Source organism: Aestuariibacter sp. A3R04 (genome assembly GCF_018860805.1).
Classification (GTDB): domain Bacteria; phylum Pseudomonadota; class Gammaproteobacteria; order Enterobacterales; family Alteromonadaceae; genus Alteromonas.
On sequence record NZ_JAHKQR010000011.1, the window covers coordinates 1287044 to 1305732 of the forward strand.

Annotated in this window: 20 protein-coding genes and 1 pseudogene; 8 read left to right on the plus strand and 13 right to left on the minus strand. The window is 44.9% G+C overall.

From position 1 onward, the window contains the following. Window positions 1–5: 5 nt before the first annotated feature. Genes KO518_RS15175 through flgB form a run of 5 tightly spaced genes read right to left on the minus strand, consistent with a single transcriptional unit; the run spans window position 6 to window position 3490 of the window. Entirely contained in the window at window positions 6–737 is a 732-nt protein-coding gene (locus tag KO518_RS15175; RefSeq protein ID WP_216026632.1) for a flagellar basal body rod protein FlgF, read from the minus strand. Between the two features lie 12 nt (window positions 738–749). Continuing rightward, the gene (locus KO518_RS15180; RefSeq protein ID WP_216026633.1) at window positions 750–2048 is read right to left on the minus strand and encodes a flagellar hook protein FlgE; all 1299 of its coding nucleotides are present in this window, start codon (window positions 2046–2048) and stop codon (window positions 750–752) included. Window positions 2049–2066: 18 nt separating this feature from the next. Next, window positions 2067–2729 (minus strand): flagellar hook assembly protein FlgD, encoded by a 663-nt coding sequence (locus KO518_RS15185; protein WP_216026634.1) that lies wholly within the window; start codon window positions 2727–2729, stop codon window positions 2067–2069. 9 nt (window positions 2730–2738) lie between these two features. Further along, window positions 2739–3155: a flagellar basal body rod protein FlgC gene (gene flgC / locus KO518_RS15190; RefSeq protein WP_216026635.1), complete on the minus strand. Its 417-nt coding sequence runs from the start codon at window positions 3153–3155 to the stop codon at window positions 2739–2741. After that, the gene (flgB, locus tag KO518_RS15195; RefSeq protein WP_252736230.1) at window positions 3155–3490 is read right to left on the minus strand and encodes a flagellar basal body rod protein FlgB; all 336 of its coding nucleotides are present in this window, start codon (window positions 3488–3490) and stop codon (window positions 3155–3157) included. Before flgB ends, flgC begins: the two co-directional genes overlap by 1 nt. Window positions 3491–3499: 9 nt before the next feature. Here flgB and flgA point away from each other — a divergent pair, with 9 nt between their 5' ends. The 4 genes from flgA (at window position 3500) to KO518_RS15215 (ending at window position 7657) form a co-directional block, all read left to right on the plus strand. Continuing rightward, window positions 3500–4381, plus strand: a complete 882-nt coding sequence (gene flgA / locus KO518_RS15200; protein WP_216026637.1) for a flagellar basal body P-ring formation chaperone FlgA — start codon at window positions 3500–3502, stop codon at window positions 4379–4381. 59 nt (window positions 4382–4440) lie between these two features. Then, window positions 4441–4731 carry a flagellar biosynthesis anti-sigma factor FlgM gene (gene flgM / locus KO518_RS15205; protein ID WP_216026638.1) on the plus strand — a complete coding sequence of 97 codons (291 nt, stop codon included), beginning with the start codon at window positions 4441–4443 and terminating at the stop codon, window positions 4729–4731. Further along, window positions 4731–5180, plus strand: coding sequence for a flagellar export chaperone FlgN (gene flgN, locus KO518_RS15210; protein ID WP_216026639.1), 450 nt, complete (start codon window positions 4731–4733; stop codon window positions 5178–5180). Before flgM ends, flgN begins: the two co-directional genes overlap by 1 nt. A 287-nt stretch (window positions 5181–5467) precedes the next feature. Next, window positions 5468–7657 carry a prolyl oligopeptidase family protein gene (locus KO518_RS15215; protein WP_216026640.1) on the plus strand — a complete coding sequence of 730 codons (2190 nt, stop codon included), beginning with the start codon at window positions 5468–5470 and terminating at the stop codon, window positions 7655–7657. A gap of 103 nt (window positions 7658–7760) precedes the next feature. Here KO518_RS15215 and KO518_RS15220 read toward each other — a convergent pair whose 3' ends face one another. Further along, window positions 7761–8786, minus strand: coding sequence for a zinc-binding alcohol dehydrogenase family protein (locus KO518_RS15220; RefSeq protein ID WP_252736139.1), 1026 nt, complete (start codon window positions 8784–8786; stop codon window positions 7761–7763). A gap of 68 nt (window positions 8787–8854) precedes the next feature. Further along, complete coding sequence (locus tag KO518_RS15225; protein WP_216026641.1) at window positions 8855–9958, minus strand: L-dopachrome tautomerase-related protein; 1104 nt, start codon at window positions 9956–9958, stop codon at window positions 8855–8857. Window positions 9959–10170: 212 nt separating this feature from the next. Here KO518_RS15225 and KO518_RS15230 point away from each other — a divergent pair, with 212 nt between their 5' ends. Together KO518_RS15230 and KO518_RS15235 are read left to right on the plus strand one after the other, a co-directional pair. Beyond that, complete coding sequence (locus KO518_RS15230) at window positions 10171–11088, plus strand: LysR family transcriptional regulator (RefSeq protein WP_216026642.1); 918 nt, start codon at window positions 10171–10173, stop codon at window positions 11086–11088. A 58-nt stretch (window positions 11089–11146) separates the two neighbouring features. Beyond that, the gene (locus KO518_RS15235) at window positions 11147–11893 is read left to right on the plus strand and encodes an MBL fold metallo-hydrolase (RefSeq protein ID WP_216026643.1); all 747 of its coding nucleotides are present in this window, start codon (window positions 11147–11149) and stop codon (window positions 11891–11893) included. 40 nt (window positions 11894–11933) lie between these two features. Here the strand turns inward: KO518_RS15235 and soxR are convergent, their stop codons facing one another. From soxR to KO518_RS15250, 4 genes and pseudogenes are all read right to left on the minus strand, one after another. Continuing rightward, window positions 11934–12368 (minus strand): redox-sensitive transcriptional activator SoxR, encoded by a 435-nt coding sequence (gene soxR, locus KO518_RS15240; RefSeq protein ID WP_216026644.1) that lies wholly within the window; start codon window positions 12366–12368, stop codon window positions 11934–11936. A gap of 371 nt (window positions 12369–12739) precedes the next feature. Next, window positions 12740–12835: pseudogene (locus KO518_RS20275) on the minus strand (catalase); the annotation flags it as partial. Window positions 12836–12907: 72 nt separating this feature from the next. Beyond that, window positions 12908–13123: a hypothetical protein gene (locus KO518_RS15245; RefSeq protein WP_216026645.1), complete on the minus strand. Its 216-nt coding sequence runs from the start codon at window positions 13121–13123 to the stop codon at window positions 12908–12910. Window positions 13124–13133: 10 nt separating this feature from the next. Beyond that, window positions 13134–13613: an EVE domain-containing protein gene (locus KO518_RS15250; protein ID WP_216026646.1), complete on the minus strand. Its 480-nt coding sequence runs from the start codon at window positions 13611–13613 to the stop codon at window positions 13134–13136. A 166-nt stretch (window positions 13614–13779) separates the two neighbouring features. Here KO518_RS15250 and KO518_RS15255 point away from each other — a divergent pair, with 166 nt between their 5' ends. Both KO518_RS15255 and KO518_RS15260 read left to right on the plus strand, forming a co-directional pair. Further along, complete coding sequence (locus KO518_RS15255) at window positions 13780–14211, plus strand: hypothetical protein (protein WP_216026647.1); 432 nt, start codon at window positions 13780–13782, stop codon at window positions 14209–14211. Between the two features lie 153 nt (window positions 14212–14364). Continuing rightward, a complete protein-coding gene (locus tag KO518_RS15260) occupies window positions 14365–16572 on the plus strand; it encodes a YgiQ family radical SAM protein (protein ID WP_216026648.1) in 2208 nt (735 codons plus the stop codon). A gap of 7 nt (window positions 16573–16579) precedes the next feature. Here the strand turns inward: KO518_RS15260 and KO518_RS15265 are convergent, their stop codons facing one another. Beyond that, complete coding sequence (locus KO518_RS15265; protein WP_216026649.1) at window positions 16580–17998, minus strand: PepSY domain-containing protein; 1419 nt, start codon at window positions 17996–17998, stop codon at window positions 16580–16582. A 10-nt stretch (window positions 17999–18008) separates the two neighbouring features. Next, a complete protein-coding gene (locus KO518_RS15270; RefSeq protein ID WP_216026650.1) occupies window positions 18009–18593 on the minus strand; it encodes a hypothetical protein in 585 nt (194 codons plus the stop codon). Window positions 18594–18689: the final 96 nt, after the last annotated feature.

Consider the following 18689-nt stretch of genomic DNA (forward strand, 5'->3'; position numbering starts at 1 on the left):
TCCTGCTATACCTGTCCACTGACTAACTTATTGCCGCTAACAGCTAGTTCATCGGCGGTTTTCATCATGCTTATGTTCATTTCAAACTTACGACTGATATTCATGGTGTTGATCATTTCTTCAATCGCATTAACGTTCGAGCCTTCTAATTTGCCGCTGCGTAAACGAATGCTGTTATCTTGCAGTAAAACCGGATTGTCAGCATCGCGCAGTAAACCGTCAGCGCCTTTAAATAGATTGCCTTCAGTACTAACCAGTTTAATTTTGCCTTCTTGGGCAATTACCCCTCCCCCCACTGGCATTACGTTAATCGTACCGTCGTCACTAATGCTGATGTCGCCAAATTCAGGTAATTGAATGTCGCCATTTTCACCCTGCACGCGGTAGCCATTAATATTGACGAAACCATCGGCATCAACCGATAGATTGCCAGCTCGGGTGTATGCTTCATCGCCATTAGCATCTGCCACGGCAATATACCCCCCTTCGCTAATGGCCACATCCAGCTCCCGCCCGGTATCCATCACTAAGCCCTGTGCCAAACTCGTGGTAACAGGCATCAATTTAGCTTGATAGCGCGTACGAAAACCATCGCCAGAAATCATGCTGGCCTGTGCCTGTTCCATATCCGCTTTGAAGCCAGGGGTACTGACATTGGCCAAATTATTGGCCGCTATTCTCAAAGCAGTATTGTTTAACTCGGCTCCGGAAACAGCGGTATAGATGAGTCTTTCCATGATATTTAGCCCCTACACTGCACCAAATAGAATTTGCATCATTTCATCAGCACTACTGATGGTTTTGGCATTGGCTTGGTAATTTTGTTGGAACGACATTAAATCAACTAGCTGCTCACTAATATTGACGTTGGATCCCATATAGGAACCTGATAGCAAATCACCCGCCACACCAGTTCCAGGTACACCATACAGTGGCGCACCCGACTCCTGGGTGTTGTAATAAACGGTATTATTGCCTTGCTGCAAACCATCAACATTGGCAAATGAAGCCAATACCAGCTGTCCTTGCAGCTTAGATTCACCATTTGTGAAAGTAGCGTACACCTTGCCGTCTTCATCAACTGTTACGCCACTGAACTCACCTGCGGTATAACCATTTGGATCATTTTCGTACATAGCAAAACTACTGCCATATTGAGTGGTGTTGGTTAAATCAAAAGTAACGTTCATGTTAGCGGCACCACCACCAGGAGCAAAACTAAGCTGAACCTCATTCTCACTTCCAAATGGAATTAGCTGACCATCTGCGTCGAAGCTCATTTCCACCACCCCAGCTGTAACAGCAGTACCATTAATGTCCACATCCTGAGTACTAATAGTCCCTCCCCCTCCGGGGAAGCTTAAATCCGAAGCTGATAAAGGCTGTCCGTCAACAAAGTACATCGCGCTCCAAGTATTCGTGTTGGTATGATTGAAATATTGCGTAATTACATGACTGTTGCCGAGCGAGTCGTAAACCTCTGTAGATTGTGAATAGTTATAGGCAGAGCCATTGGTGGGATCAAATAGAACAGGCAACGCCGGATAAGCGATAACATCGCTAGAAGAACTTAAGTTACCAGAAAAGGCGATTCCGTCTGTGGGTTTTGCACCTAGGTTACTACCTTCAATTTTTAGATCGGTAAGAATGCCCGATACAATACTGGAATCATCACTATCATCAACGCCATAACCTTGCAACCGAGCTCCATTGGCGTTAACAACATACAAGTTGTTATCAAGGCTAAACTGGCCCGCTTGGGTATACGCCAACTGCCCATCGGTTTCCTCAACAGTAAAAAAACCTTTTCCTGCAATGGCCAAATCAAGTGCATTCCCAGTGTTCACCATTTCACCGCTTTCACTAAAATTATCCTTAACATCAGCGACCTTTACACCTCCACGTTGGCCACCGTTGTATACCGAAGCAAACTCTGTTGTGCCAGACTTAAAGCCGGAAGTTGAATAGTTGGCAATATTATTACTGGTCACTTCAAGCGCTGATTGCGTACTTTTCAAACCACTCAATCCAATTTGAAACATTGACATAGTAAAACTCCTTACTCGTTAGCCCTGATTAGCTAATTGATTAATGTCTGACAAAGAAAAGTTGCCCAGTCCGTTTACTTGCAACGAAATATCGTTAACCGAGCTGCCAACAGATACGCGTTCCACTTCACCTTTAAGCCAGGGGTCTAAACTGTTTGGTACACCATCAACCGTAGAATAGGCACGCACCTGATAACGTCCGGCCGATTGATTTTCAAACCCAAAACTGAGTGAACCAACACCGCTGTAAGCCAGTTGCTGTTGTTCTACCAAGTCGCCGTCAAGGTTGAATAGCTGTACTACTACGGCATCAGCTGAATAAGGTAAATTGATGGTTCCGTTAATATCACCCTGCTGTTCCAGGGCAATCGCGTCTGTTTGTACATCAACTTGTTTTCCCACCATGGAAGTGGTTTCTAACACCATCAAGCTGTCCATATAATCCAGACTGGCTGAGGTGTTTTGACTGATACTTTGTAATGATTCAACATTGCTGAATTCAGCCAACTGATTTACATATTCCGTGCCGTCCAAAGGATCGAGCGGATTTTGATGACTAATTTGGGCAACGAGCAATTCCAAGAACATATTGGAAAGGTCTTCGCCGCTGGCATTGTTACCTACTATGGTTTGATTGTTGTTAACCGTATTGGTGTACACAGAAGTGCTATCGACATTCATACTTATCCCTTATTGGCCGAGTTTAAGAATACTTTGCTGCATACTGCTCACTCGCCCCATCACTTCAACCGAGGTTTGGTAACTACGCGATGCCGACATCATGTCAGCCATTTCTTCTAACTCGTTAACATTTGAATAAAACACGTAGCCCTCTTCATTCGCCAACGGATTATTTGGCTCATAACGTTGTTCTACGGTTCTGTCAGACTCAACAATGCCTAACATCTGCACCTTAGCGGACAAACTCTGTCCGTCATTTACTTGTTCGTACAGCGCAGAGAAAACTGGCTTTATTGCTCGATAAGCTTCATCAGCACTGGATGCGGCGGTATCTGCATTGGCTAAGTTAGAGGCAATCGTGTCTAAGCGCATAACCTGCGCGCGCATGGCGCTGCCACTCGTTTCATAAATACTATTAAAGGACATTAAGATTCTCCTTTGATGGCTTTGTATAAGCCGTTAATCTTCATATTCATAAACGTCAGACTGGTTTGGAAATCCATGCTGTTGGAGAAAAAATTAGCCTGTTCCACGTTCAGTTCTACGGTGTTACCATCCTCAGATGCCTGATATGGTACGCGGAACATCAACTGATCGTTTTGGCTAAGTCCAACAGACACCGGCTGCGAAGACGTATCCAGTTCTGATGCCACACTTTGCATAATTTGCTTATAGTCAACATCCCTGGCTTTAAATCCTGGTGTGTCGACATTAGCCAGATTGCTTGAAATAATTTCCGCTCGGTTTAACCTCAACTCCATGGAGAAAGGATGTACACCAAAGGCCTCGTCAAAAAGTCCCACAGTTGCCTCTCAGCTTTGTTTACTTTCTTTCGTTACAACAAGCTTTATGCCAATTTAAAAAATACATATTTATCAATATATTGCCTTTCATTTACACAAAAAAGTAATCACAATGCGGAAGCGTATTTTCCGCACCGGAAAATCCTTTACTTCCTACTATCTGGATCGATTTTAGGGCTATCAAGCACGGCAATTGCCGCACCTCAAGAAATAGATCAGGCTTTAAAGCAGCATATTCAGCAGGAAATAAAACAATACCTAAAGCAATTAGGTACAAAGAGTAACCAGCAAAAAATCAATCTAACGCTGGCACCAGGGTTAGAAAAACAGAAATGCGATACTTTGATTTTTTCACGACCACAAGCCAACTCGGCCCCCGTTGGACGAATCAGCTACCGAATTGAATGCACTGCGCCGTCAAGCTGGCAGAGCCGGGCCACAGCGCGGATCCAACTATGGGCAAATATTGTTGTGGCCAGCAGGACGCTACAACGCAACGAAAAGTTGCGTCATGATATGCTAAAGACTGAGTCGGTAGACCTAAGCACGTTAAATCGAGACCCAGTTATGACTATGGATGAAATACTGGGTATGGCGGTCAAAAGACGTATTCAACAAGGTCATGCAATAAGTTGGTCTTTGTTAGAAAGCCCGGAAATTGTTAAGAGAGGCGATATCGTAACCTTATTAATTCGCGCCAATGGGTTTAGTGCAAGTGCACAAGGTAAGGCCATGGAAAACGGCATAAAAGGTCAGCAGATAAAAGTAGAAAACAACAGTTCAGGTAAAATAATAGAGGGCATTGTGATTGAATCAGGTGTGGTAGAAACGAATTTGAAAATTAATTAAAGTTTTTGCCAAAGCGTGTCGCTATTCGTCGTTATATACAAATTTATAGGCGGTCAAAAATGAAAATAAACATGTACGGGACAGTCCCAATTGACAAGCTTAGTACTGATAGTAAGCAGCAGAACCAAGTCAAGCTATCTACACTAGGTGGAGAGCACAAAGCTCAACCCAGCCAAAATGCACAACTGAGCATCATGAGCAAAACTGCACAACAAGCGTTTGAAACATTATCACAACAAGATGATGTTGATTTGGAAAAAGTAAAACAAATGCAACAAGCAATTGCCAATGGTGAACTGCAATTAGATGAAGATGCTTTAATTAATACCTTGTTAGATATCCATAACTAATGAAACAGAATGTCGAAATTATTAAATCTCTATTAAATAATTTACAAAAGGATGTTGCTAAACTGAATGTTCTTATATCGTCTTTGGAAAAGCAATATGAGTTGCTCAGTGCCAGAAGAACAGACGAACTGAAAAAACTGAACAACGAAATACTCAGCTTACTGGACAATCTCAACGAATCAAATAAGGATAGAGAAGCCTATCTACGCAAGCTTGGCCTGCCTGTAAACAAGAGTGGTATGCAGATGCTAAAGGAAAAATTACCCTCTCCGTTAAAAGAAGCCATGGCCAAATTGCTTGAAGAACTGGCGATGAAATCCAGTGTGTGTTGTATGATGAACGAAAAATCCGGGCATATGTTGTCCACGCAGCGCCAGATAATCTCTCGACTAACCGGTAACCCTGATAAACAAAGTTATCCGGATTTACCCTTCAACATTCACCGTTGATACCTAGGCCAGTATGAGGCGTAGGACGCTTTTACACTTCTCAATGCGTTGACAAAATACCGCGTACTGATGTAGTTGATATTCGGTATATGCAAGCACATCCGTTTCTCATCGCAAAGTAATCAGGCTATGACATTCGCCCCAAAAAATTGATCACAAAAAATACAAAACCAATATTTCGTAGTATGCTTTTCTTAGGCTATAACCACAGAGCAAGCAAGTTAGGTGGAATGACTTGTTGGATATAAAAAGCGAATTAGAAAACGCGACGGAAAAGGAAAAATACAATGGAATTTATCAGAAAGTCGGTTGCTCCCCTGCTATTGCTCGGAATGATCGGATGTACATCGCAAGATGAGAACCCGATTGCAGACACTGAACGTTTAGAAGCAACAGAAGTGAAGGTTATTTCTATGGAAGATCCTTATCTATGGCTGGAAGAAATAGAAGGTGATAACGCCCTCATGTGGGTAAAGCAACAAAATACACGTAGCTTATCAAGACTTGAAGCCAACCCGATATATACAGACCTTAAAACAAAAGCACTTGATATCGTTAATGCTTCAGAAAGGATCCCACTTGGCAGTATTCGCAATGGCCAGGTATATAACTTCTGGCAAGACGAGAAAAATGTTCGGGGTCTGTGGCGCAGAGCATCACTGGTGAGTTTCAGCACAGACTCCCCTGAGTGGGAAACTCTAATAGACTTTGACGCCCTTGCTGAATCTGAAAATAAAAATTGGGTATTTAAGGGTGTTGATTGCTACTCAGCCAAAGGCAAGGCAGATTATAAATGTCTGGTAAGTTTATCTGACGGCGGCAAGGATGCAGTAACTGTTCGCGAATTTGACTTGTCAACCAAACGCTTTGTCGACCAGGGCTTCCAGTTGCCAGAAGCGAAATTAACTACAGCCTGGGTAGATGACAACACCCTTCTCGTAGCCACCAATTGGGGGGCAGACGGCTCCGCCTTAACAGAATCAGGTTACCCTTACATTGTAAAGCGTTGGACCCGCGGCACGCCCTTAGAAAAAGCGAAGACTGTATTTAGTGGAAAAAAATCAGACACTGCCGTATTCCCTTTTACTGTGAATAACGCCGACGGCAGTAAAATTGAAATGATACTGCAGACACCTACTTTTTTCACTACTCAATACTATGTGCTTGCTGGTGAAAGCGTTATAAAACTGCCTCTTCCTGAAAAGTCAGACGTCATTGGGCTCCATCAGGGTCAACTGCTCTTCACAACAAACCAAGATTGGCAGGTGTCTATCGGTAGTACAGAAACCAAGTACAAAACCGGCAGTCTTCTGTCTATGCCGTATTCTGTTACCACTGAAATAACCAAAGATACCCTACCAGAAGTGGTGTTCGAACCCAATGAACGTCAATCCATCGAAAAGGTATCGCTAACGAAAGGTCAGGTTCTCTTATCCATCAACGATAATGTTGTGGGTAAGCTATTTGCGATTACTAAAGATAGTGATGGCTGGATATCCGAACTACTTGATCTTCCACAAGATGGCAAGCTGGAAGTCACTTTTACCGACCAACAGGAAGATACGGCATTTGTTACTTACGAAGGTTTTTTAACGCCTGACTCCCTTATGAGTTACTCAGTATCCACCGGAGAGATCAAAACGTTGAAGCGTTTACCCACGTGGTTTGATGCCGATGACCTGGTGGTCGAGCAAAAACAGGTTGCCTCTAAAGATGGAACAATGATCCCCTTTTTCGTCGTCCACAAGAAAGGCGTCAGACACGATGAGCGTACACCCACTCTTCTTTATGGCTATGGCGGTTTTCAGGTATCCATGCTTCCTCAGTACAGCGGCATTCTAGGTAGACTCTGGCTTGAACGAGGTGGCGCATATGTTCTTGCAAACATTCGTGGGGGCGGCGAATTCGGCCCCGAATGGCATCAGGCAGGCCTTAAAACCAATCGCCAGGTGATCTATGATGATTTTATTGCAGTGGCCGAGTGGCTTGTCGAGCACAAACTCACCTCTGCGGCCCACCTGGGCATTCAAGGGGGCTCAAATGGTGGTTTACTTATGGGGGTAATGTTGACCCAGCGCCCGGATTTATTTAATGCTGTTATTGTGCAAGTGCCCCTGTTAGATATGCTTCGCTATCACCTTCTTCTAGCTGGTGCTAGTTGGGTTGGAGAATATGGTTCGCCGGATGTACCAGAGGAACGCGAATGGTTAGAGAAAATGTCGCCCTATCACAATTTTGACCCTCAAACAGATTATCCGGAACCTTTTTTTGTTACATCCACAAAAGACGACCGGGTACACCCTGGCCACGCGAGGAAAATGGCGAAATTGTTCGAAGATGCAAACAAGCCGTTTCTCTATTATGAAAACACGGATGGCGGCCATGCAGCATCGGCCAACTTGCAGGAAACAGCCCACCGCGTCGCACTTCAGTTTACTTACTTAACTGAGAAATTAATGCCTAAAACCACTAAGTAGCGCTAGGACCGGATGACTGTTTACAAACCTTCGCCAAAGCCACAGCCTGCTGCTGTGACTTTGGATCTAAGACTTTGCGTCTAATATTTCTTGACTTACAAATTTAGTTGAAGGAAATCGCCAGTTTCCCTATGGATTTACCGGTTTCTAGCACCCCATGGGCTTCTTTAAATGTCTGCGCGCTAAGACCTTCAAGAGAAGTCGTCAACGTAGATTTAATTCGCCCGGCATCAATGAGATTCGCCACCTGAAACAAGATACTTTGCTGCTGTTGAATATCGTCAGTATTGAACAGCGAGCGGGTAAACATAAGTTCCCAGATAAAACCAACGGATTTAGCCTGAAGTTTAGATAGGTCTACGCCGCCGTCGAACTCAACAATTGAACTTATTAACCCCTGTGGAGCTATCAATTCAACCATTGCATCCCAATGCCCTAAGGTGTCAGCAACATTGAAAATATAGTCAACTTCCCCGAGTTTTTGTTCATTCATGGATTCCACCAAATTACGATGGTTAACGACATGATCCGCGCCCAATTTTTTTACCCAAGCTTCAGTTTCTGGCCGTGAAGCAGTGGCAATAACTGTTAAATTAGTGAGTTGCTTTGCGAGTTGGATAGTCATTGAACCCACTCCCCCCGCACCACCAATAATAAGCAGCTTTTTCTTTTCCGTGGGACGAATACGTAAACGTTCAAAAAGTGCCTCCCACGCCGTTAATGCGACCAATGGGACCACAGCGGCTTCAGCATCTGACAAACTTTTTGGCGCATGTGCGGTAATGCGAAAATCTACAGCCTGATATTCAGCATTAGAACCATTGCGGGATACATCTCCAGCGTAATAAACCCGGTCGCCAGGTTCAAAACCCGTTACATCTTTACCCATGGCGACAACGGTACCTACACCGTCATACCCAAGAATCTTAGGTTGAGCAAGGGTTTTGTCGTTAGCGGCACGAACACGGATTTTTGTATCCGCCGGATTCACTGAGACTGCGCTGACTTTTACAAGTAAATCCTTGTCGCCAACTGAAGGCAGGTCTACAGTATATTCAACTAAGCTGTTTTCGGCATCAATGGGTTTCGATTCAACAAAACCGATAGCTTTCATTTTTTCGGGTAACATACTAAAGCTCCAAATCAAAAATTTATAAGGTTCAATAGATACAGAAGAAAAGCGATAACTTCCTGGCTTTATGGTTGGTAACTGAATCGATATAAAGTGTAAGGCGCTTTTGCATTGCCCAAGCCCTGACTAAACGCCGGGTGCTGATGCAATTGATCCTGAGTAATGTATATGTACCCGTTACTCACCGCTAAACTATCAGGCCATGACAATTTTTTGTCTTCGATTAGGGTCTGATAATGTCCTGGTGTCGTGAGCCCAATCGCGCTATTTTCCAGGTCAGTTGCCAAAATGCCTACACCAGGCGCATAAGCTATGCCATCACTTGGATTTTTAGGGCCGTAAACTTCAATTTTTTGAAGCAAATCCGGATCTGAAGCATTGTTGTCAGCAAGGGCTGACGCCGGTAAACGATAAACCTGAGTGCCTGTAAATGCGCCGAAATAAACCCACTCAAAGTCATCATCAATGGCAATCGGGTTCAAACCGAATCGCAAGCTGTTCGTTTCACCGCTTTCTGTTTTAGAGGCAAGTAACGACGCTTCTATCACGATATTTCTGTCTTCTGGCATCAGTTGATGAGCACTTTCCAATACCCGCCGTGACATCCCTGTTTCCAGATCAACGACGATAAAAGCTGGCTTGGTTGCTCCCTGGAAATTTCCGAAAGTCATATCAGCGATGTAAACTTTTCCGCGATTTTCATCAATAGCAAAATCCTGAATAAACGAATTTGGCTGCAATGCATTCTTGTCAATTTTAATGGTGGTATGGAGCGAGTTATTTACACTATCCCAAGCAACTAACTGAGCCGGTGATTTTTCACTACCCATGTCCAGCATCCACACAATTCCATTTGAATCTGTGTGTACACCAATGACTGCGCTAAGCCCAACGTTCCCCGAGTCCGGACCGTCTGCCCAATCAATGTTTGGAAAGGGTTTTTTCTCTCCGTTTGCCATAACTTCAACGACCCGATATTTCGGATTATCCAAAGGATGCATGCTAATAATGATTCGTCCATCGGGTGTAACAGTAATGCCACCACCCCGTGTCTCATTGAACTGTGTTACCGCTTCTAACTGCCCTACTTCAACCGCGTTAACGTTATTTGCCGCTAACGCTGAGAACCCAATCATGCCAACCAGTGCTGTTGTATTTAGTAATTTCATCAGTTTTCCTTTTTCGTGAATTTGGTCAAGCCACCACGTGTAACAGTGGTGTCGTTATTTTCTAACTACTGAGCGAATACTAACCACCCAACTAACAAACAAAAACAGCCTAACGATTGAATCTTTATCTAATATTTTTTGACAATCTAATTTATCAGTCACATGATTTTGTGCATAATGTGCTCTCCCAAATTGATTCCTAAAGACTATTTATGCTCTTGGAAGATTTAACCATTATTGTGAAAGTAGCTGAGCTTAAGAGTATTACGGCCGCCGCGGATAGCTTAAATATGCGCACTGCTACAGCCAGTGCAGCAGTAAAAAGAGTAGAAAAAGCGCTGGGAGTAGACTTATTCATTCGAACGACGCGACAACTTAGGTTGTCAGCAGCAGGCGAAAGATATCTGCCCAAATGCATGGAAGCTCTGAAGTCACTGGATATTGCTAAGCAAAACATACAACATGAAAAGGAAGAGGTGAGCGGTGAACTGAGGTTATCCGCACCATCTGATTTGGGACGAAATATTATTCTCCCCTGGTTAGATGAGTTTGCTGAGGAACACCCAAACCTCAAATTGAAAATCCATATCGCTGATCGCAACATAGACTTCTACCGTGAACCCGTAGATCTCGCCATTCGCTATGGTGCGCTAACAGATGACAATCTCTATGGCTTTAAAATTTGCAACGTGCGCAGAGTACTTTGCGCTTCGCCCCGCTACATTGAGAAATTCGGTCAACCTACAACACCTGAAGATATTGCCAATCACAATGCCCTGTTGTTCCAGTTTCACGAACTTATCGATACTGAGTGGTGTTTTACTCGGGAAAACCAAACCTACAAAGTGAAAACCGCAAGTAACAGGGTTTCAAATGATGCAGATTTGGTTCGGCGTTGGTGCGTAAGAGGCAAAGGGTTGGCTCGGAAATCGTGTCTAGACATGTCCGCAGATCTTTTAGACGGTAACATCGTCAAAGTCATGCCTGAATATGAACCAACTTCTACAGAATTGTGGCTTGTCTGCCCGAGCAGGCAAACTATCACACCAGCCATACGCTTGTTGCGGGATTTTTTGAAGAAAAGAACGGCTTCGGTATTAGGACAGCTCACGTCGAGGGGAATTCTATAGTGGTTTGACCAGAAGAGCTTTGCTAATATCATCTCGTAAAGGTAATAAACGAGGGTGTATGCAACTTCACGAGATCACGGGATATATAGAAAACATCTACCTTTTTGAAGACAACGGTAAGTTGATGCTACTTGATGGCTGCAGCCGTGCAGATGTGGATACCGTGTGTCACTATATTACCGAAACATTGTCGTTGCCTTTAACGACGTTAAAACTCATTGTCGTCACCCATATGCATCCTGATCATGCAGGCGGAGCAAAGCGGTTACAAAACCGCACTGGTGCGCGTATCGCATGCCACCCGAAGGCGCCCTTATGGTATCGCGGCGTTAGCGGCCGTACCGCCCATGCCATTGATGTAGCGCTCACGTGGTGGGTTGCAGACAAGCTAGGCAAGGCTCGTTGTCATATCTGGTATAAGCCTTATTTTCAGCCTGATATCTCGCTTTGTGACAATGAGGCACTGCCAGAGTTTGAAGATTGGCAGGTTATTTACACGCCCGGTCATACCGACCACGATATTTCACTGTTACACAAGCCAACGCACAAAATGTATGTTGCCGACCTCATTGTATCGGTGAAAAAACGTCTGACCTTTCCGTATCCGGTGTGCCATCCAAACCAATACAAGGGCTCGTTACAGCGTGTACAGCAACTCGCTCCAAGTACGATTTTCTGTGCTCATGTAAAACCCCTCAATGCCGAAGAAATCAATTTCCCACGGCTCATCGCCCAGGCACCACGACGCCCGATCAATCACTGGCATGCCAGTAAGATGCGTCTGACCCGCGCCTTTTCCAGATAATTTAGCGAGATTAAATGTACACTGCTATTGAGCTAGTGGCTCACTTCTTAAATAAAATAGGGCCTGCGCCATGCTCAGCCAGTTCATCTTGTGGGTTTCTCAATGCACACGCTTTCATAGACAAACAGCCGCAGCCAATACAACTGGATAACTCGTCTTTTAATTTTGTGAGTTTGGCAATGCGAGCTTCCAGTTGATTGTGCCAAAATTGCGATAATTGCTGCCAATCAGCCTGACTGGCTGTTTTATTCATCGGCAACACTTTGATAGCTTCTTTGATTTCACTTAACGACATGCCCAGTTGCTGAGCAACCTTGATAATGGCAACTCGACGTAATACTGCACGTGGATATATCCGCTGATTGCCATTATTCCGGCTGCTCTTTATCAACCCTTTGTTTTCATAAAAATGCAGTGTAGATACGCTTACGCCACTGCGCATTGCCACCTCACCCACTTTCAATAACGTTTCCATCTCGCTTCCTCGCCTGTCACTTTGTCATTTTTAATCACTTTAATGAAATAATCCCTTGACCTCAATATAAGTTGAGGTTTTAGCCTACACAAAAACACAGGAGAAAAACATGGAAAACCAAATGAATTACAGCTGTGAATGTAGAACACGGAGCACAGATCAAGAAACAAAGAAAGTCGGTATAACTAAGCGGCATAAGGAGCAAATAAACAAACTGCTGAGCGTATTCGGCAAGTATGCGAAAGCAATGTCCTTTTTAAAGTAAGTGAAGCTAAAAGTTGTTGTCTTACACAAACAGAAATTCTTGTTCCTACAAAAAAGCCCCCGGATGCAGAACGTCCAGGGGCTGCTTATTCGCTATTGATTAATCGTTAAGTATCAAAGCGATCTGCATTCATGACTTTTGTCCATGCCGCGACAAAATCTTTCACAAACTTTTCTTTGTTGTCGTCCTGAGCATAAAACTCAGGTTCGTTACTTTCCCAATCTTTCTGAGGTAATAACCGTTTTTAGACTCCTGCATGATAAGAAATGCGGTGTTACTGAGTTTCGCTGCCTTTACTTTTTTTCTGCTTCTCTGCGTTTGAGATGTGCTTTTTTTTGCCACCAAATTCGGTAACTACCAGCAGGAAAACCACCAGCATCACACAAACGAATACTACCGATATAATCATGCCTATAGCTGTAGTACCTGTAGCGGCGAACAATGGGCTGGAGACACACAGTAAAAACAAAGTCAAATACACTTTCATCATTAGTCCTAATTTAACTACTAAAATCGATACCCGTTGCGCTTTTGTATAACAATTGCCATTCATCGGTTTCCACAGGCATAACCGACAATCGTTGTCCTTTTTTCACAACGCCAAGTTGAGTAATTTCAGACATGGCTTTAATTGCCTGTAAAGACAATACCTGGTCAAATTTTTCTACAAACTGTACATCAACACAAAACCAACGGGGGGCTTCAGGTGTTGCTTTGGGGTCATAATATCGACTCTCTGGCTCAAACTGACTCTCATCGGGATACGCTTCACGTACTATTGTTGCCACGCCCGCAATGCCGACGTCTTTGCAACTGGAATGATAAAAGAAAACGAAATCTCCTTTTTTTACTTTATCTCGTAAAAAGTTTCGCGCCTGATAGTTTCTGACGCCATCCCAGGGTTCTGTCTTATTCGGGCGAGAGGCTAAATCATCGATACCAAAAGCATCGGGCTCAGACTTGAATAACCAAAAGGCCATAATGGCTTTGCTCCATTAAAACGGTTGAAAAAACACTGGCATTATACCCTTTCAGCAGGCGTATTTTGACCTTTACATGCATTTACACAGTCTTGACACACAAGGGAATACCCATTGCTACTCTACTATTGTGCCGATATTGGCATGTCATATTGGAGATTTCACTATGGAAATATCACAGTTTAGCGGAATGCTGCAAAGCAATGGCATTTCCGCCACTAGTACAGCCCAAAGCAGGCCGCCCCCGCCACCACCGCAAGATGAGCTCTCCGACTATATGGATGAGTCGTCGGAGGACACTGAAGTAAAAGCGTTTATGGAAAGTGTCATGGAAATGGAAGCCTCAGGGACGTTTGATGCCGAAAGCCTTGCAGCCAACGCCCCCGCCTCCATGAAAGAGTATGCCGAGGAAAACGGTGTTGATCTAAAGAGCTTTTTTGAGCAAAAACACGAACAACACAATCAAAGAGGAAGCATGCCACCTCCTCCGCCAGCTAATCAAGCTGGTAACTACGCGTCAACCTCAATGCTTGGCAGTGCTGAATCCACTTTGATGGAAACCCTTTCTTCCAGTATAAGTATCAACACCACGGCATAGTCTTACCGTACCTAACGGAAGGTTGTTGCCGCTGGGGAAAATGACTATTCAGGCGGAGCTGGCTCACAGCTTCGCTTTTCTATTTAACTATCTCCTGACACACCGAAAATGTTACAATCCTGCTTTTATTTTTGATATTTCCGGTTTTACCTCATGAAAGCAACCATCAAAGCGGACCGTAGCTTATTTTCCTACCCAAAGTATTGGGCTCATTGCTATGGCACCGCACCTTTTTTACCCATGTCAAAGGAAGAGATGGATGCACTTGGCTGGGACAGTTGCGATGTAATTCTGGTAACTGGCGATGCCTATGTCGACCACCCCAGTTTTGGAATGGCGGTAATAGGCCGGGTACTTGAAGCCCATGGTTTTCGTGTAGGTATTATTTCACAGCCAGATTGGACCAATAAAAATGACTTCATGAAATTGGGTAAGCCCAATTTATATTTCGGCGTAACCGCCGGTAACATGGATTCAATGATTAACCGCTATACTGCCGATAAAAAACTTCGCCATGATGATGCCTACACCCCTGGAAATGTGGGCGGCAAGCGCCCTGATCGTGCCGTTACCGTGTATGCGCAACGATGTCGGGAAGCCTTTAAGGGCGTTCCTGTTATCATTGGTGGCATCGAGGCCAGTTTGCGCCGTATCGCTCATTATGATTATTGGTCAGAAAAAGTGCGCCGCTCTGTGCTTTTTGACAGTAAAGCAGACATGCTATTTTTCGGTAATGCAGAAAGGCCTTTGGTCGAGGTAACTCACCGCCTTGCAGCAGGCGAAGCCATCGGCGATATTCGCGATGTTCGGGGTACTGCCATTATCGTCAAAGAAGCACTCCCGGAATGGCAGGGTGTAGACTCTACTTCCCTCGACAAGCCCGGAAAAATTGAGCCAATTCCTTCCCCGTATCAGGAACTTCCCGAGTGCGACAAAGAGGACGGTAACCCGTCACCAAACAGTGACGTTGCCCAGCCCATTGTGATTCAACCGGCTGAGCGAAGAAAGCCGTGGGAAAACGTATATGTAAAACTACCCGCTTTTGAAGTGGTGAAAGACAATAAAGTCCTCTATGCACATACATCACGTATTTTGCATCAGGAAGTTAACCCTGGATGTGCCCGCGCGCTGATGCAGCGACATGGCGACAGACATATCTGGATTAACCCACCCGCCATGCCTCTTGAAACCGAAGAAATGGATGCGGTGTTTGACTTGTCTTATCAACGCGTTCCCCACCCGGTTTACGGCGATGCTAAAATTCCCGCCTACGACATGATACGTTTCTCCATTAATATCATGCGGGGTTGTTATGGTGGTTGCACATTCTGTTCTATAACCGAGCACGAAGGCCGAATTATTCAAAGTCGTTCAGAAGACTCTATCATTCGCGAAATGGAAGAGATCCGAGACAAAGTTCCAGGATTTACCGGCGTGATATCAGATTTAGGCGGGCCTACGGCAAACATGTATCGCTTGCGCTGCAAAAGCCCGAAAGCAGAAGCCACCTGTCGCCGTCCATCCTGTGTTTATCCGAGTATTTGTGCCCACATGGATACCGATCACAAACCGACCATTGACTTATATCGCCGCGCACGCGCGTTGCCGGGAATAAAGAAAGTCCTCATCGCGTCAGGTGTTCGTTATGACTTAGCAGTGGAAGATCCGGAATACGTAAAAGAACTCGCCCTCCATCACACTGGTGGCTACCTGAAAATTGCACCGGAACACACCGAAGACGGCCCTTTGAGCAAAATGATGAAGCCCGGCATGGGAAGCTATTATCAATTCAAGGAGATGTTCGACAAGTATTCAGAACAAGCGGGCAAGAAGCAATATCTTATTCCGTACTTTATTGCTTCTCACCCCGGAACAACGGACGAAGATATGCTGAGCCTGGCGATCTGGCTTAAAGAAAATCGCTTTAAACTTGATCAGGTTCAGAATTTTTACCCCTCGCCCATGGCTACAGCAACGACCATGTACCATACGGAAGTCAATTCACTTAGGAAGGTAACCAAAGACAGTGAGCACGTTCCGTCAGCTAAGGGTGAAATTCACCGTCGCTTACACAAAGCCATGTTGCGTTATCACGACCCGAAAAACTTTGCTCAAATTCGTGCAGCGCTTAAAAAAATGGGCCGGGAGGATTTGATAGGTCGGGGCCCTCAGCATCTTGTGCCGCCAGAAACGGCAGAAGAAAAGCGTCAAACTGCCAAGAAAGGAAAGCGAGGCGAGCGGGCGTTAACGAAGCATACCGGCTTACCGCCAAAAGGCTTTCGCGACACAAAAAGTACTTATCAGCGCAAAGGTAAAAATTCTGGACGCAATGGTGGTAAAGCCAAAACGCCCCAAAAGTAAGTATATATCAGGCAACCGCTTGCGCATTGCGCCGCAAGCGCGCTCCTTTCCACATTGCCCATACCGCAAACAATGCCAAGGGGATGTTTAGTTGCAATGAAGCCACGGTCAAGGCGGCACTGCCATGATTGACCATGTACACGACGAGTAACAACACAACACTGGCAGATGCGATGTGTAACCACGCCGATTGGTTGAGCGCCTTAATACTCACTGTTGAAGTGAGATTCAATACCATAAGCCCCCAGAATACGACAAATAACGGTACCGTAACCAGCATGTCAGCAATGGCAGTTAACGCCAGGGCACTGATACTGCCCCATACAAGGCCGTACCAAAGTCGGGTGAGCAACGGCGGGTGGGCTTTTTTACCCAACCATATTTCCACCCCGGTAACACACAATACGGTAAGCATTATGCCCAACACAAAATACAAACTTTTACTTGCAATACCCGCAAAATCACCAAAGTGTAGCCGATACATTGACCATAAAAGCTGTTTTCCCCAATGCCCGTCTGAATACCCAGCAGTGCCTAGATAATTACCTTCGCTGTCAAAGCGATAGTTCTCTGAATAGCCCATTTTTCCTGGTACGTGAGCGTATACCTCAATAAATTGCTTTGCTGTTCCAACTTCGTGAACCGTGGTAAAGATAAGCTTGCTGTCGGGTGCGATATGCGCCATTTGTGCATACGCATCACCTACTTGAGGGACAGTTTCACCATTTTGTACTACGGGATCAGGAGTAAAAATCTTGCTCACAATGGCATCTTGGTCACCACCAAAATACAATTGAGAAACCAATACCAATAATACGCCAGCTAAACCAAAGTAAGCACCAGTAACCCCAATAATCAAGTGGAAAGGAGCCGCCCACAGGCCAAAGCGATTGTGTAAATCAATTTTATATTGCTGGCCATTTCCGCCAGTACGCAACTTAAACGCATCCTTAACAATGCGTTTATGCGCAATAATTCCGGTGAATACCAGCGTACATATGATTGCGCCCAGTGCACTCACCAAAATCATTCCCCAGCTTTGGGGTAAGTTGAGATAAAGGTGTAAATCCACCAGCATCTGTGTGAAAGACACGCTTTCTTTTTCGATCAACTGGCCGGTTCCATCTGCAAAATAGGCCACATGGTCATTTTCTACGACAAATCGAGGAATTCCCGAGGTCGGGAATACAATGAAAAGGTGGTGCGTTTCTTCCGGGTGCCTAGCAAGAAAGTTCTTAAGCGCTGTATCGACGGCTTCAGGGTTCACCGTATCCATTTCTTGTATGTGAGGTTGTTCCCAGCGCTCAAACTCGAGGTGAAAAACCGCAATGGTGCCGGATACACATACTAAAAACAGCAGTACCCCCAGAAAAACCCCCACCCAACTATGGGCATTGAGCGCTGCTTGCTTAACGTCTTTATTCATTTTATCCGCTCTAGAATGCCGGTAAAAAAATTAGCCAAACTAAGCTAAGCCCGGCAACTACAATATAACTTATCAGCGCTTTGATTTTGTTATTCACTGCAAAATAGTGATACACCAACCCACCCCACAACAGCGGTAACAATACCGTACATGCACCGAGTTGTCCGTCAACAGCAATGGGCAAATGTAAACAAATAGCCAGGCTTGCCAGAACGCTGGTCACAAGTAATAGCAACAAAACAACAGCTGTGTGACCCAAGTGTTGAAACATGAGTCTGTTGCTGTAAGCAACTGCGCGAGGCAAAGGCACAGAAGCGGGTGCACTTAAGGAAACCTGGTTCACGCCAATAAAGGGCCACACCAGTAGCGCAGGCGTGCACAACGCATACACTACGCCAAACTCCCAACCTTCACTAACGCTCCAAGTAATGACAGAGCCAGCTAGCAATACGAGACTGAGATAAAACACCCCTCCGTGCTGCTTTTTCCAGCTCAAGTAAAAGCCAAATACGGCCACCAGACTCGCCAACAACGCGGCTAAAATACCAAACATGCCGAATACCTTCTCACTGGCCAGGGTTTTGATGTCACCCACTGGCCTGCTGTACGTGATGGGCATATTACAAATTGAAACCGAGTATGTAAATGATAATAACTCGCAATCTCAATATTGTGCAAGATGTATACTTTG

What these genes read in the sequence shown, in the direction of transcription:
- KO518_RS15250 (WP_216026646.1), bottom strand. Translation starts at nt 13,613, where the DNA reads ATGGCCTTTTGGTTATTCAAGTCTGAGCCCGATGCTTTTGGTATCGAT.
- KO518_RS15175 (WP_216026632.1), bottom strand. Translation starts at nt 737, where the DNA reads ATGGAAAGACTCATCTATACCGCTGTTTCCGGAGCCGAGTTAAACAAT.
- KO518_RS15180 (WP_216026633.1), bottom strand. Translation starts at nt 2,048, where the DNA reads ATGTCAATGTTTCAAATTGGATTGAGTGGTTTGAAAAGTACGCAATCA.
- KO518_RS15255 (WP_216026647.1), top strand. Translation starts at nt 13,780, where the DNA reads ATGGAAATATCACAGTTTAGCGGAATGCTGCAAAGCAATGGCATTTCC.
- flgB (WP_252736230.1), bottom strand. Translation starts at nt 3,490, where the DNA reads ATGGAGTTGAGGTTAAACCGAGCGGAAATTATTTCAAGCAATCTGGCT.
- KO518_RS15235 (WP_216026643.1), top strand. Translation starts at nt 11,147, where the DNA reads ATGCAACTTCACGAGATCACGGGATATATAGAAAACATCTACCTTTTT.
- flgM (WP_216026638.1), top strand. Translation starts at nt 4,441, where the DNA reads ATGAAAATAAACATGTACGGGACAGTCCCAATTGACAAGCTTAGTACT.
- KO518_RS15230 (WP_216026642.1), top strand. Translation starts at nt 10,171, where the DNA reads ATGCTCTTGGAAGATTTAACCATTATTGTGAAAGTAGCTGAGCTTAAG.
- KO518_RS15265 (WP_216026649.1), bottom strand. Translation starts at nt 17,998, where the DNA reads ATGAATAAAGACGTTAAGCAAGCAGCGCTCAATGCCCATAGTTGGGTG.
- KO518_RS15260 (WP_216026648.1), top strand. Translation starts at nt 14,365, where the DNA reads ATGAAAGCAACCATCAAAGCGGACCGTAGCTTATTTTCCTACCCAAAG.
- KO518_RS15185 (WP_216026634.1), bottom strand. Translation starts at nt 2,729, where the DNA reads ATGAATGTCGATAGCACTTCTGTGTACACCAATACGGTTAACAACAAT.
- flgN (WP_216026639.1), top strand. Translation starts at nt 4,731, where the DNA reads ATGAAACAGAATGTCGAAATTATTAAATCTCTATTAAATAATTTACAA.
- KO518_RS15220 (WP_252736139.1), bottom strand. Translation starts at nt 8,786, where the DNA reads ATGTTACCCGAAAAAATGAAAGCTATCGGTTTTGTTGAATCGAAACCC.
- KO518_RS15215 (WP_216026640.1), top strand. Translation starts at nt 5,468, where the DNA reads ATGGAATTTATCAGAAAGTCGGTTGCTCCCCTGCTATTGCTCGGAATG.
- soxR (WP_216026644.1), bottom strand. Translation starts at nt 12,368, where the DNA reads ATGGAAACGTTATTGAAAGTGGGTGAGGTGGCAATGCGCAGTGGCGTA.
- KO518_RS15225 (WP_216026641.1), bottom strand. Translation starts at nt 9,958, where the DNA reads ATGAAATTACTAAATACAACAGCACTGGTTGGCATGATTGGGTTCTCA.
- KO518_RS15245 (WP_216026645.1), bottom strand. Translation starts at nt 13,123, where the DNA reads ATGATGAAAGTGTATTTGACTTTGTTTTTACTGTGTGTCTCCAGCCCA.
- flgA (WP_216026637.1), top strand. Translation starts at nt 3,500, where the DNA reads ATGTACACCAAAGGCCTCGTCAAAAAGTCCCACAGTTGCCTCTCAGCT.
- flgC (WP_216026635.1), bottom strand. Translation starts at nt 3,155, where the DNA reads ATGTCCTTTAATAGTATTTATGAAACGAGTGGCAGCGCCATGCGCGCG.